This is a genomic window from Paenarthrobacter sp. GQ52, assembly GCF_059759005.1.
The window spans coordinates 106,449-120,034 of the sequence record NZ_JCAXEJ010000001.1 but is presented as its reverse complement, the minus strand read 5'-3'; the positions used below and the strand labels follow the sequence as shown (position 1 = coordinate 120,034).

Sequence of the window (13,586 nt, the reverse complement as noted above, 5' to 3'; positions counted from 1 at the left end):
CGCTCACATGCAGCATCCAGTGAACTCCCAGATTCTGGGAGCATCATGGATGTCATGAAAAAGAACGGTCCCGAAGCCAAGCTTCTCGTTGTCGACGACGAGCCCAACATCCGCGAGCTGCTGTCCACGTCGCTGCGTTTTGCAGGCTTCGAGGTCGTCGCGGCCGCCAATGGTCGCGAAGCCCTCGCCGCGGCCGATCTCCACTCTCCGGATCTGGCAGTCCTGGACGTCATGTTGCCGGACATGGATGGCTTCACGGTGACCCGGCGCCTCCGCGCTGCCGGGAAGCACTTCCCCGTCCTGTTCCTCACAGCGAAGGACGACACCGAAGATAAAGTCACGGGCCTTACTGTGGGCGGCGACGACTACGTCACCAAGCCCTTCAGCCTGGACGAAGTGGTGGCCCGCATTCGCGCAGTCCTCCGCCGCACGCAGCCGTTGGAGGACGACGACGCCGTTATCCGGGTTGACGATCTTGAACTCGACGACGACGCCCATGAGGTCCGCCGGGGTGGCACCGTGATCGAGCTGTCCCCCACCGAGTTCAAGCTCCTGCGCTACCTCATGCTGAACCCCAACCGTGTACTCTCCAAGGCCCAGATACTGGACCACGTCTGGGAGTACGACTTCAACGGCGACGCCTCGATCGTGGAGTCCTACATCTCCTACCTCCGACGCAAAGTGGACATCGATCCGGATGCCGCGGCCCTCATTCAGACCAAGCGCGGCGTAGGCTACGTGCTGCGAACGGCAGAGAAGCGCTGACCCTTGCTGCTTCGCTGGAAATCGGCGTCCCTGAGGTCGCAGCTCGTCGCCATCATCATGGGCCTGCTCCTGCTTGCCCTGGCGGCCACGGGCGCGGGAACGCTGACGCTCGTCAAGAGTTACCTGCAGGGCCAGGTGGACGACAAACTCAAGGCCGCCGTTGCTTTGGCCCTGGACCAGCAGTCCTTCGACAAGCTGGCCCCACCCAACCCGGCGACTGACGAGCCAGCCCAGCCGAACCCGGAGGCTCCCACCGAATCCGCCGTGCCCACAGACTACTCGCTGACGTTGTACGTGCCAGGCTTCGCACCTTATCCCTACGCGGGCAGCCAAAGTGATCGTCCCGCAATCGCCAACATCACCCCCGCTGAAGCGAAGCTCCGCGGCAACTCCCCCTTCCAGGTCAAGGGCACGGCCGGTACAAACTGGCGGGTGGTGGCCATTGGCGTCAGATCCGATGGTGGCCAGAACGGCGTCATGATCATCGGGCTGCCGCTCACTCCCGTGGACAAAGTTATGGAGCACGCTGTCCTGGTAGTTGTAGGCGTCGGCCTCTTGACGCTCGTGTTGGCGTTCTTCATCGCCACGTGGACTGTTGCCCGCTCCTTCCGTCCCCTCGCCAAGGTGGAAAAGACAGCTGCGGCCATCGCGGCCGGTGACCTGTCCCGCCGCGTGGAAGTGGACAATCCCCACACCGAGGTTGGCCGCCTGGGCGGTTCCCTTAATGCCATGCTTGCCCACATCGAGGCTTCCTTTGCTGCCCGCGCCGCTTCCGAAGGGCGCATGCGCCGCTTCGCAGCGGACGCCTCCCACGAGTTGCGAACGCCCTTGGTGACCATCCGGGGCTTCTCTGAGCTATACCGTCACGGGGCCTTGGCAACCAAAGAGGATGTGGCGATGGCGATGGGCCGGATCGAAAGCGAAGCCAAGCGCATGGGCTCCATGGTGGAAGACCTGTTGATGCTGGCCCGCCTTGATGAACAGCGTCCGCTTCAGCTCAAGCCTGTGGACCTGCAGCTCCTTGCACACGATGCCGTGGTTGACACCAAGGCCTCATCCGGAGACCGGAGTATCACGCTCACAGGGCTCGACGGCGCCGCCCCCACTGCCGCGCCGGTCCAAGGTGACGAAGCCAAACTTCGGCAAGTCATCGGGAACCTCGTGGGAAATGCGCTGCGGTACACGCCAGAGGGAAGCCCCATAGAACTGGCCGTCGGTGTTCGAACCACCCCCAGCGGTTCAGTTTCCGTCATCGAAATCCGCGATCACGGGCCAGGCATTCCGGAGTCTGAAACCAACAAGATCTTCGAACGCTTCTACCGTGCGGACACCTCGCGGACCCGCGAGACGGGCGGCAGCGGCCTCGGTCTGGCGATTGTTGCCGCGATCGTCGGTTCCCATGGCGGTACGGTCCAAGTGGCGGACACCGACGGCGGCGGTGCCACGTTGGTGGTCAGCCTTCCGTTCCACGAGGAATCGTCCGAGCTCCTGTCCACCTAACGCGCCTTATCCAACTAACGCCTTTATCCACATAGCGACGAACACCCATTTTGCGGCTGCGGGAGGCTGCCTAGGCTCGATGTTGTAGCCACGCATCCCCGCCGCAAACCGCGGAACCTCTTCGTCGAAAGGCACCACCCATGAGCGTCATCTCCGTCGATACCGAATTGCTCCAGCTCAAATCAGCCAACGTCAAAGGAACTGTTGATCGCATCAGCTCCGATGTGCAGACCATGCGGCGTGGCCTGGAGGAACTTGAGGCGACCTGGCGGGGAACAGCTGCCACGAATTTCCAGGCGCTTGTCCTGGAGTGGTCGCTGACGCAAAGCAAGGTCGAGGCTTCCTTGGCTTCCATCAACATTGCCTTGTCCTCAGCTGCCACGAGCTATCTGGAAGTGGAACAAGGAAACACCCAGCGCTTCACGTACTAGCTGCCCCGCCCCGGTCCTCCCTCACCCATGAACTCCTGCGGGGCTGGCTGACTTCCCCCCTGTGCAGCCGCCTCGCAGGTCATGAGGGATTTATCTCCGGGCTTAGGTTCCCGGGCTTAGGTTTCCGGGGTTAGTTCTCGGGGCCTATTTCTCGACAGTCCCTTGGTGGAACCGCAGCCGCCATTGACCGCGGTCGAGCATCCAGACGGAACTGCGGAGCGCCGAGCCCGTGTGCGCGAAACTACGGTAGTTCAGCAGGATGGTGTTGTCGCTGAGCCTGTCTGCGCTGAGCAATTCGAGTTCCGTCGGTTCACCGGGGTCCTCTTCCAGCGCCATCATCATGGCGTCCCGTGTCCAAAACCTGCCCGAGCTACCGATCTCCGCGAAGTCAGGGTGGAGCAGAACACCGATCCTGCCGATGTCCGCCCTCACGTCCGGCCTCAGCAGTTCCCGTTCCAACGCCAGAACTGTGTCCTCAGCTGACAGTTGCTGCGCCGACGCGTCATCTTCCAATTCGCTGAAGAGATCGGCTTGGCCAAAGATGCCGGACTCACCAAAGAGCGTGGGCTCAAAGTGCGGACGGGAGCTGCGGTCAACCTTGGCGGGTGCGGAACCAGCGCTTGCCGACGAGACGCCGGCGGCAGCGCTTGCAGGGACCGGCTCGGAGGAACGGGTTTGTGCTGCGCGGGCTTCCGTTTGCGGCTGAGATCCAAGCTGTTCCTGCGCACCCGGGAACCCGGGGCCAGCACGGTGCGCTACACCCTGCTGGTAGGCCGTCGCAACAGCGCGTGCGCGCTCATCGGCGGCTTCGTTGAGGTCGTGACCAGCGTGGCCCTTTACCCATTCGAAGGTGTATTTTCGGCCGACGATCGCTTGGTCGATGTCCTTGAGAAGGTCCACGTTCAGCACGGGCTTGCCGTCGGCCTTCCGCCAGCCCTTCCGCTTCCAGCCCGGCATCCACTTGGTGATGCAGTTGATGACGTACTGACTGTCGCAAAGGATCAGCAATTCTTCTTGTGGCACGTGGGCCGTCGACCGAAACAAGTCAAGGACGGCCATCAATTCGCCCTGGTTGTTGGTACCGTGCGGCCAACCTCCTGCTCGCCAACAGGAGTCGTCAACATACCAGGCCCAACCGGCCGGCCCAGGATTACCGAGGGCGGACCCATCGGCGGCAGCAATAATCGTCATGGGGTTAATCCTGCCAGACCCCACCGACACTAAAACCGTGATAGCACCCAACTGAGTCGCAGTACAGGGCGTTATGAGGGCTCAAAAGGGCATCATCTGCTACCTACTTGGGTCTGCAGCCCTGACGTACAGCTTTGACGAGGGAACAAAACGGCGGCCCCCACCAAAATGGTGAGGGCCGCCGTCGTGATGCTGTTCAGCGTGATGCCGGGCGCTGTATTGCTACAGCCGGGTGGCTTAGAAGCCGCCCATGCCGCCCATGTCGTCGCCACCAGCAGCCGGAGCGTTCTTCTCGGGCTTGTCGGCAACTACGGCCTCGGTGGTCAGGAACAGACCAGCGATGGAAGCAGCGTTCTGGAGAGCCGAGCGGGTGACCTTTACGGGGTCGTTGACGCCGGCAGCCAGAAGGTCTTCGTAGACACCCGTGGCAGCGTTCAGGCCGTGGCCCGAAGGCAGGCCGCGAACCTTGTCCACCACGACGCCCGGCTCGAGGCCAGCGTTGAAAGCGATCTGCTTCAGCGGTGCGTCAATGGCAACCTTGACGATGTTGGCACCGGTTGCCTCGTCACCCTGCAGGGTGAGGTTAGCGAATGCCTTGGCGCCTGCCTGGATGAGGGCAACGCCACCACCGGCAACGATGCCTTCTTCAACGGCAGCCTTTGCGTTGCGGACTGCGTCCTCAATGCGGTGCTTGCGTTCCTTGAGCTCAACTTCGGTTGCGGCACCGGCCTTGATGACTGCAACGCCGCCGGCCAGCTTGGCCAGGCGTTCCTGCAGCTTCTCACGGTCGTAGTCCGAGTCGGAGTTCTCGATCTCGGCGCGGATCTGGGCCACGCGGCCTGCGATCTGCTCGGCGTCGCCGGCACCTTCAACGATGGTGGTCTCGTCCTTGGTGACAACAACCTTGCGGGCGGTGCCGAGGAGTTCCAGGCCAGCGTTTTCGAGCTTGAGGCCAACTTCTTCGGAGATGACCTGGCCACCGGTGAGGATGGCGATGTCGGCCAGCTGGGCCTTGCGACGGTCACCGAAGCCCGGAGCCTTGACGGCAACGGACTTGAAGGTGCCACGGATCTTGTTGACGATCAGGGTGGCCAGGGCCTCGCCCTCGATGTCTTCGGCGATGATCAGCAGCGGCTTGTTGGACTGCATGACCTTCTCCAGAACCGTGACGAGTTCCTTCACGTTGGAGATCTTGGAGTTGACGATCAGGATATACGGGTCTTCGAGGACCGTTTCCTGGCGCTCTGCGTCAGTGACGAAGTAAGCGGAGATGTAACCCTTGTCGAAGCGCATGCCTTCGGTGAGTTCGAGCTCCAGGCCGAAGGTGTTGGATTCCTCGACCGTGATGACGCCTTCCTTGCCCACCTTGTCCAGGGCTTCGGCGATGAGGCTGCCGATTTCCGGGTCGCCGGCGGAGATGGAAGCCGTAGCTGCGATCTCTTCCTTGGTTTCGATTTCCTTGGCGGAGGCCAGCAGTTCGCTGATGACTGCCTCAACGGCCTTCTCGATACCGCGCTTGAGGGACAGCGGGTCGGCGCCGGCGGCAACGTTGCGCAGGCCTTCCTTCACCAGTGCCTGGGCGAGAACGGTTGCAGTGGTGGTACCGTCGCCAGCGACGTCATCCGTCTTCTTGGCAACTTCCTTGACCAGTTCTGCACCGATCTTCTCGTAAGGATCGTCCAGCTCGATCTCCTTGGCGATGGAAACACCATCGTTGGTGATCGTCGGGGCGCCCCACTTCTTTTCGAGGACGACGTTGCGTCCACGCGGGCCGAGGGTGACCTTGACGGCGTCTGCGAGGATGTTCAGGCCCCGCTCGAGGCCGCGGCGTGCCTCTTCATCAAATGCAATGATCTTGGCCATAACGGCGGTAGTCCTTTCGGGACAGTCGTTAAGAAGGTACCTATCAGATGGGGTGCCCGCGACGGACGGTCTTTCGCTTGGGGCCTCTGTATGCCCCGCGCTCCGGACCTCACCCCACCAAGGTGTTTCTTGATCCTCCGCCGGCCCGATGCCTGTCCGCCGCCGGGGTCAACCGGGCCGGACTTAGCAGTCGAACCATAGGAGTGCTAAATCAATAATTAGCACTCGACCGGGGAGAGTGCAAGCAGAGATGCCACTTTGCTCTATAAACAAAGGGCCTTCAGCCATGGGCTGACAGGAATGGGCGTAGACGCCGCCATCGAACTACGCGACGCGGACGCCTTCGGCTTGCGGACCCTTCTGGCCCTCCCCCAGTTCGAACTCAACCCGCTGGCCTTCTTCGAGGGCGCGGAAGCCATCCATCTGGATGGCGGACCAGTGCACAAAGACGTCGTCGCCGGATTCATCCACAGTGATGAATCCGTAGCCTTTTTCGGCGTTGAACCATTTGACGGTTCCCAAAGCCATGATGCCCACACTTTCGCAGTAGCCAAGACCGGTAGCCGGGATCTCCGTACCGGAATTAGTCCACTGTAACCACTGTCACTAGCGCCGCGCTGCCGTGGAGGGGCAGGGCACCACTTTTGTTATTGAGGCTTAACCGAGTTGGAGCATTTTAGCTCAGGAACGGGCTCAATGCCTACTGGTAGCCGGGCCCGGCCACAACCACCAGCGGCTGTTGAACCTCGGGCGTTTCCACGATCGTCTGGATGCCCAGCAAGGTGCCCAGCGCTTCCGCGTTGGCCTTCTGCTCCGGAGCGTTGTAGAAGATCACGGACGTCTGCTGTGGCAGTCCGCCCCAGTTTCCTACAGTGCTCAGCGCCCAACCGTCGCCCTGGACGAGGCCTGCCACCCGTCCGGCCAACCCTGCCGTCCCGGCGCCGTTGTAGACGGCCACAGGAGTGGCCTTGTCCACCGGAGGCGACGACGGAGTAGCGGAAGGAGATTCCGAGGGCGTCGGTTCGCTGCTGGGTTCGCTGGAAGCGGGCGGCGCACTGCTGGATTCGGTGGGCGCAGCGGACGGTGCCGCAGACGTCTGCAGCGGCGCCGGCGTCGTGGTGTTGGACGAAGCGCTGGGTGCTACCAGCCCAAGGTTGGGGAGGATGAGGAATGCCACGAGCCCGAGCACCAGGGCCACCGCCCCAACGGTCAGGACCGGCCACAGGGTGGGGCGTGCAGTCTCTTGGGCGTCGCGGTGAACGCCTTGGCGGGACGTGTTCTGCGGAACCTGGTCGAATTCGTCCTTGGCATATTTGGTCATGGTGAAGCGGTGTCCTTGCTGGTTGCTGCTGACAGATCAGCCTGGCGATTTACGCGTCGGACCCCAAGCGACGTGCAGTCCTCGCACGCTGGCGGGACGTACGTAGTCTACGCAGTCTCTTGACGAGCATGGGATCGTGGGCCAACGCATCCTCGGTGTCTATGAGCGCGTTCAGGATCTGGTAGTAGTGTGTGGCAGAGAGATCGAACAGCTCGCGGATAGCCTGTTCCTTGGCTCCGGCGTACTTCCACCATTGCCGCTCCAGCGCCAGCATCTGCTGGTCACGCTCACTCAGCGGCGAGTCACTGCGGGTCTCGGCCGCGAGGTCCTCAAGGGCAAAGCCTGTTGCCTCGGACGCCATCGGTTCCGGTGCGGGTTCTGCCACGGCACACTCCTTCGACGCTCGTTGGGGGAAAATGTCCTACCCCCATGTTACGGGCGAATAACAACGGTGTCATTCGCAAGTCGTACGGCGCGCGGGAGACAATGGCCCGGTGACTGGCGAGGATGCACTCTTTGATCTTGAACCTGCTGATACTACTGACCCGGGTTTCGCCGCCCTGCTCAAACAGCCGCTGGATGAGCTGGTGGCTCCCGATTGGGCCGATGCATTGCGCCCGGTTGAAGGCCAGCTCCGTGAAGCCTTGGACTACGTAGCGGCCCAATCGGCCAACGGCGCCCAAGTTCTGCCGTCTGCAAAGAACCTGTTGCGCGCCTTCAAACAGCCGCTGGCCGACGTCAAAGTGTTGATACTCGGCCAGGACCCCTACCCAACCCCGGGCCACGCCATCGGGTTGTCGTTCGCCGTTTCCCGCCCTACCCGACCCATTCCCCGGAGCCTCGCCAACATCTACCGCGAACTCCACGACGACCTCGGACTCCCGCCCCGCGTCCACGGCGACCTCAGCGCTTGGGCGGAGCAGGGCGTCCTGCTCCTGAACCGCGTCCTCAGCGTCGAAGCGGGAAACGCCGGCTCCCACCGCGGCAAAGGTTGGGAAGCAGTCACGACGGCGGCGGTCACCGCCGTCGCCAACCGCACTGACGGCGCCGGGCGGCAGAGTCCGCTGGTGGCGATCCTGTGGGGCAAAGATGCCCAGGGCGTGGTGCCCCTGCTGGGAGGGGCACCGTCCATTGTCTCGGTCCACCCAAGTCCACTCTCTGCATCCCGAGGATTCTTCGGCTCCAAGCCCTTCAGCCGGGCCAATGAGCTGCTCATTGACTTGGGGACTGAGCCCATCAATTGGGAATTACCCGTTCTGTAACTTTTTCAAGCCCAACGCTCTCTCACATCCCACCCCCTTCAAGCCCAACGCTCGTTCACATCCCACCCCCTTCAAGCCCAACGCTCGTTCACATCCCACCCCAAACACGCGGGATGTGAACGAGCGTCCGGCCCAAACACGCGGGATGTGAGCGAGGGTCTGTAACCTTCGACTCATACCCAGCCGATGCGCAGGAAATTAGCTTAGGCTTACCTTCATGACTGCTCTCCCCGTCACTTCGTCCGCCTCACGCAAAACCCGTCCGCAGGTGAACCTGACCGTCCTGCGAAATGAACGCCTGTCACCGCACATGGTGCGGATTGTGGCGGGGGGACCTGGTTTCAGCGACTACGCGAACAACGAATATGTGGACCGCTATATCAAAATCGTGTTTCCGCAGCCGGGCGTCGAGTACGAACTCCCGCTGGACTTGTGGGCCATCCGCGAGACCATGCCCCGTGAGCAGTGGCCGCACACTCGCACGTACACCATCCGCTGGGTAGACCTGGAAGCACAGGAACTGGCCATCGACTTTGTGGTGCACGGTGACGAAGGACTGGCCGGTCCTTGGGCCGCCGCCGCCAAGCCCGGCGATTCGCTGATCTTCACAGGTCCAGGCGGTGGGTACAACCCCGCCCCCGGGGCCGATTGGTACTTGTTCGCCGGCGACGACGCCGCGATACCGGCCATCGCAGCCTGCGTCGAGGCACTTGCTCCTGAAGCCCGCGGAACGGTGTTCCTTGAGGTGGATAGCGAGGCCGACATTCTTCCGATTTCCGCCCCTGCCGGAGTGGAGTTGCACTGGCTCCTCCGCAAGGGCGTTCAAGCGGGTTCCAGCGAGCTGCTTCTTGACGCCCTTCGCACCACCAAATGGTTGCCCGGACGCGTGGACGTCTTCGCCCACGGCGAGCGGGGCTATATGAAAGGACTCCGCGAGATCTTCTTCGTGCAGCGCGGCTTGGAGCGTTCGCAGGTCTCACTGTCCGGCTATTGGGCGCAGGGTCGCGTAGAGGAAGTTTTCCAAGCAGAGAAGAAGCTCCCAGTGGGACAGATCTAGCCTCAGTCCTTAAAGCCGAACGGCGCCGCCTCCTGGCGGCGCCGTTCGTTTTTTGACGTTAGCGCCTGCGTACCCTGCGCCGCTCGTTGCTGGACAGGCCCTTCGTCAGGGGCCTTGCCAGGTTGTCACCGAGCACGATGCCGGCCGCAACGCCCAGCACAATGGCGCCGGCGTTGAGCATGCCACCCGCACCCAGCAGTATGTTGCCGCCTTCAACGGTCAGGGCGTACATGGAACGGAAGATCGTCAGACCGGGAAGCAGGATCAGCGCGGCCGGGACGGCCACTACAAGTTGCGGAGCACCGAGCTTGAGCGCCACGACGCGGCCCAGCAAGCCGATAACCACCGCAGCGACGGCTGGCGACAAACGGTCGCCGAGGCCGGCTTCGCCAACACCCCACAAGACGAAGAAGCCCACTATGCCCACTGCCGCCGTCGGGAGTAACAGCCGCATTTGCGTCTGCTCGGTGACTCCGATGGCGACCACCGCTATAGCAATAAGGACTGCTTGAATCCACAAGGGATACGCGTCGGGGAATGTCTGGGTGACGTCCAGGACTGCGCTGCCCATCAGCGTTCCAACCACTACTGCGACGCCAATCCCCGCAACGATTGCGCCGAAAGTGAGCAACGTGGAGAGGAAGCGACCCGCGGCCGTTACCGGGAAGCCGTTGATGGCGTCTTGTACCGATGAAACAAGACGGCCCGTGGGGAGAAGCAGCAGGATTCCACCCGCCACCACAATGGATGGCGCAATTTCCACACCTGCCCAGCGCAGCATCAGCGCGATGAAGGTGACCAGGAACGCGCACGCCATGGTGTTGAAGAAGTCAGCCGTCCGCCATCTGGCAAGTTGCCGGGAGAGCAGGCTGATCAGGATGTTGGAACCAAAAGCCACCGCGGACGCACCGATGCCACCACCCAGGACACCCACGAAGACGGCGGCGAAGATGCCGAAGGCCATGGTGACCATCCACCGTGGGAAGGGTTTGGCACTGCGGATGATTTCATTCAACCTGCGCACGGCTTCGTCACGGCCCACTCCCCCGGCCACGATGTCCGTGACCAACTGGTGAACCTGGGCAAGGCCGGCGTAATTGTTGGTCCACGAGCGCACCACACGGAGTAGCGTGATGGGCGTCTGGTCTTTAGGCGCGTAGTTGATGGCCACCGACTGGTTGGTGATGTCCACTTCCACGTTCTTCAGGCCAAGGGCAGCCGTGACCGCAATCATGCTGGTCTCCACCTCAAGGGCGCCCGCACCGTAACGGAACATCACTTCGGCCAGATGAAGGGCGAAGTCGATGGTCTTGCGGGCCGAAGCGTCCACACCCACCACCTGGATGGTGGGGTTGGCGTAAGGACTCCCGGCCAACCGGTCCACGATGTTCATGGGCGCCGTCGGCGGGCTGTCACCTTGAACCAAGCGCATCAGCATGCGTTTGGCGTTGACATTCTGCCGGACCTGGGACGGCCGCAACGGCTGCGTCTTGGGCAACCCGTCGGTATGGGGCCTGTTGGCGGACCCGTCGGGGCGTTCAGTCACGCGGTGATCCTCCCTTGGCTTGTGTGATTAGCGGTTCCTCCGAAATTTTCCTACTACCGGCAGTTTCTCAAGTGGCAATCGTCCCAGTACTGTCTGGGCGACCCCTGCAAACTTCCTGACCGCACGGTAGCCGTGGAAGACGAGCGGGTTCACCGGCGCGACGAAATCACCCACCAACTGGACCACCTCGCCACCGAAGCCCTTCTTGAATTCGTACCCGCCGTGCCCGGTCTCCTCCTGGCCCTGGATGCCGAACGTGCCGTAGAAGTTGTAGCGCGAATAACCATTGTTCAGTGCGTGCAACATCATGCCCCAGTACAAGGACGTGGCGCCGTTGAAATAGATGTAGTCCTGAACCGTGCCACCAATGACGCACACCAGCTCGTCACCGGAGCACGCAAAGTGGATGGCAGCCACCGTAGCGACACCGACGGAATCGGGGAAACGTTCGATGTCCTTGAGGCTGCGCTCGTAGCTGTCCACGAGGTCCTGGACAACTTTGATGCGGTTGGCCTTCTTCTTGCTGCCGGTCTCCTCGACCTCACGCTTAAGGTCTGCCAAGGTCTTGGATTCGGCATCCAGACGCTCCGTGATGGAGGCCCGATATTCGGGAATGTTGATCTTGGCCATCATGAGCTTGGTGAACTCGTCAGAAGTGTTCCGGAGGAGTTGCTCGTAGTACTCGCGTTCGCGGTACGTGAAACCCTTCTCATCGCCGGCTGTGCTCAGCGCGTTGTAGAACTCATCCAGCGTTTCCAGCGTGGCCTGCTCCAGGTAGACGCCGTTCTTCTCGGCTTTACGGATGGCCTTGCGGGTGCGGTAGTTCATGCCCATGATGAGCTCTTCGGAATCAGCGATTCCCTCGAGTTGCTTGATGAACATCCAGTTGATGTTGGCGAAGTTCATGTCGAAGCCTTGATGCTTGAAGCCCAAGCCTTCGAACTCCTTCAGCAGCGGACGGTTGTCCTCAACTTCAGGGTGTTCGGCGCCCTCTTCATCACGCGCAATGTACCGGATGTTGGGAGAGATACGCAGCTCTGCAGCTTTCTTCGAGGCCGCATGCTTTTTCAACTGCTCGACGACGAAGCGCACCACGGCGGGGTCGCTGTAGTCCATCAGGGGGCCCTTGGCGCAATCTGCGGTTTTGTAGCCCAGGCGGTTGGACGAGTAGACAAGTTTCCCCGCAGCAATGAGGCTGTCGCCGCGCGTCACGCCAAAAAGCTCAACTTCCTGGCCACGGGCACGCTGGAAGCGCGTGAGGTCCATGGACTGGATGAAGCTGCCCTGGGGATGTCCCTTGGCGAATGTCTCGAAATCAGCGTCACTGAGAATCACGAATTCCATGTCGGTTCCAGCCTCGATCGGAGTCAAAGAAATTACCTCACCTATAAAGTAGATTGCACCCGTTGGTGGCCGGGGCTGGCCTGAAGTTGGTTGGCTGGCTGCGGGTGGCCGTCAGTAGAACTGGCCACCGGTACGCATGGTTTCGAGCCGACGGAAGATGCGTTCCGCACCCTTGAGCCACAGCTTGTGGCGGACAGGTCCCAGGACAAGGTCATAGCAACCCACAAAGTCCGTTACGGTCTTGGTGAAGCTCGTCTTGAACAATCCCATGCCGTACAGGGGGTGGGTCTTGTCCTTGATCCTTGCTGCGGGGGGCGTGCCACAGAAGTCGTACTCCACGCATCCGAGTTCCTGCATGCGCTGGATCGCCGCCCACTGGGCCAGATGGGAATCACCGTACTGTTTGCGGTTCTGGGTGGAGCCGCCGTCCTTGTACGTAGCTTTGGATCCGTAGTTGATGACGAAAGCACCGACACTTGGTGCACCGTCTTCGTGGATGAAGAAGAAGTGTCCCTGGCCGCGGCTGCAGAACTCTTCCCAGAACTTGGAATAGTACTCGTAGCTCCGCAGCGGCATGGCACCCTTGGCGTTCACGGTGTTCTGCATGAGGGCGTAGAGCTTGCGGTAGCTGTCTTCGCCCGGCTCAGCCTGAACCACCTCGCAACCCTCACGTTCAGCCCTGCGAACTGCGTTGCGGGCACGTGAAGAAATGCTGCGCAAGACTTCATTAGCGGGCGCTGCAATGTCCAGCAACGCCGTGGAGTCATTGGACTGGATGTTGGGAGCCTTCACCAAGCCAGCAGCTTGAAGTTCTGCCACGGCCTCAGCCGAGTCAACAATGTCAGGCTCGATCTTGATGGTGAAGACGTTCATCTTCTTCTCACGGGCCAGGGCGGCTACTGCTCTCAGGGCGGGCTGGATGTCGCTGACATCCAGGACGTCCGGTCCCTTGATGAGGTACCAAAGCCGACCCATCACAGGGAACTTCTTCTCCAGGAGCAGGTTGTAGCTGCTGTAGTCCTGGGTCTCGATGACGAGCCGGCGGACCAACCAGCCGTTACCGTCCTTGACTGCCGCGTAGGCGTCCGACTGCAGCATGTTGCCGCCGTTCGGATTCGCCGTGACGTGCTTGTCCCAGTTATCGATTTCCTCGGCGGTGGCAAAGCGGGCGGTAAATTCTCGCAAGGTGGCCGTGTCCAATCTCAGGGTTTTGGTGCAGTGTTCAAAAGCGTAGTGCGCATGCGGACATGCAGCCCCAAGTCTATCGGGGTATGTGGATATCCCCCGATTCTGCTGGCTTACCAGG

Annotated in this window: 13 protein-coding genes; 5 read left to right on the top strand and 8 right to left on the bottom strand. The window is 61.6% G+C overall.

Features of this window, described 5'->3' with window-relative positions; genetic code table 11:
- The first annotated feature begins 54 nt into the window (after positions 1-54).
- The 3 genes from AC6CH8_RS00560 (at position 55) to AC6CH8_RS00550 (ending at position 2,696) form a co-directional block, all read left to right on the top strand.
- A complete protein-coding gene (locus AC6CH8_RS00560) occupies positions 55-765 on the top strand; it encodes a response regulator transcription factor (protein WP_024819794.1) in 711 nt (236 codons plus the stop codon).
- Between the two features lie 3 nt (positions 766-768).
- Positions 769-2,265, top strand: coding sequence for a sensor histidine kinase (locus AC6CH8_RS00555; protein ID WP_420180299.1), 1,497 nt, complete (start codon positions 769-771; stop codon positions 2,263-2,265).
- 140 nt (positions 2,266-2,405) lie between these two features.
- The gene (locus tag AC6CH8_RS00550) at positions 2,406-2,696 is read left to right on the top strand and encodes a WXG100 family type VII secretion target (RefSeq protein WP_091465698.1); all 291 of its coding nucleotides are present in this window, start codon (positions 2,406-2,408) and stop codon (positions 2,694-2,696) included.
- A gap of 144 nt (positions 2,697-2,840) precedes the next feature.
- Here the strand turns inward: AC6CH8_RS00550 and AC6CH8_RS00545 are convergent, their stop codons facing one another.
- From AC6CH8_RS00545 to AC6CH8_RS00525, 5 genes are all read right to left on the bottom strand, one after another.
- On the bottom strand, positions 2,841-3,887 hold the full coding sequence (locus tag AC6CH8_RS00545) for a ribonuclease HI family protein (RefSeq protein WP_091465697.1): 1,047 nt from the start codon (positions 3,885-3,887) through the stop codon (positions 2,841-2,843).
- Positions 3,888-4,124: 237 nt separating this feature from the next.
- Positions 4,125-5,750, bottom strand: a complete 1,626-nt coding sequence (gene groL / locus AC6CH8_RS00540; RefSeq protein ID WP_089593895.1) for a chaperonin GroEL — start codon at positions 5,748-5,750, stop codon at positions 4,125-4,127.
- A gap of 324 nt (positions 5,751-6,074) precedes the next feature.
- Entirely contained in the window at positions 6,075-6,278 is a 204-nt protein-coding gene (locus AC6CH8_RS00535) for a cold-shock protein (RefSeq protein ID WP_011773737.1), read from the bottom strand.
- 172 nt (positions 6,279-6,450) lie between these two features.
- Positions 6,451-7,071, bottom strand: a complete 621-nt coding sequence (locus AC6CH8_RS00530; RefSeq protein ID WP_420180298.1) for a LytR C-terminal domain-containing protein — start codon at positions 7,069-7,071, stop codon at positions 6,451-6,453.
- A gap of 49 nt (positions 7,072-7,120) precedes the next feature.
- Positions 7,121-7,456 (bottom strand): DUF3263 domain-containing protein, encoded by a 336-nt coding sequence (locus AC6CH8_RS00525; RefSeq protein ID WP_420180297.1) that lies wholly within the window; start codon positions 7,454-7,456, stop codon positions 7,121-7,123.
- 109 nt (positions 7,457-7,565) lie between these two features.
- Here AC6CH8_RS00525 and AC6CH8_RS00520 point away from each other — a divergent pair, with 109 nt between their 5' ends.
- Together AC6CH8_RS00520 and AC6CH8_RS00515 are read left to right on the top strand one after the other, a co-directional pair.
- Positions 7,566-8,333, top strand: coding sequence for a uracil-DNA glycosylase (locus AC6CH8_RS00520; protein ID WP_420180296.1), 768 nt, complete (start codon positions 7,566-7,568; stop codon positions 8,331-8,333).
- Positions 8,334-8,550: 217 nt separating this feature from the next.
- Complete coding sequence (locus AC6CH8_RS00515) at positions 8,551-9,390, top strand: siderophore-interacting protein (RefSeq protein ID WP_498188223.1); 840 nt, start codon at positions 8,551-8,553, stop codon at positions 9,388-9,390.
- A 58-nt stretch (positions 9,391-9,448) separates the two neighbouring features.
- Here AC6CH8_RS00515 and AC6CH8_RS00510 read toward each other — a convergent pair whose 3' ends face one another.
- The 3 genes from AC6CH8_RS00510 to AC6CH8_RS00500 form a co-directional block, all read right to left on the bottom strand.
- Complete coding sequence (locus AC6CH8_RS00510; RefSeq protein WP_091465688.1) at positions 9,449-10,936, bottom strand: threonine/serine exporter family protein; 1,488 nt, start codon at positions 10,934-10,936, stop codon at positions 9,449-9,451.
- Positions 10,937-10,963: 27 nt separating this feature from the next.
- Positions 10,964-12,280: a peptidoglycan bridge formation glycyltransferase FemA/FemB family protein gene (locus AC6CH8_RS00505; RefSeq protein WP_498188649.1), complete on the bottom strand. Its 1,317-nt coding sequence runs from the start codon at positions 12,278-12,280 to the stop codon at positions 10,964-10,966.
- 111 nt (positions 12,281-12,391) lie between these two features.
- Positions 12,392-13,480 (bottom strand): lipid II:glycine glycyltransferase FemX, encoded by a 1,089-nt coding sequence (locus AC6CH8_RS00500; protein ID WP_498188221.1) that lies wholly within the window; start codon positions 13,478-13,480, stop codon positions 12,392-12,394.
- Positions 13,481-13,586 lie beyond the last annotated feature (106 nt).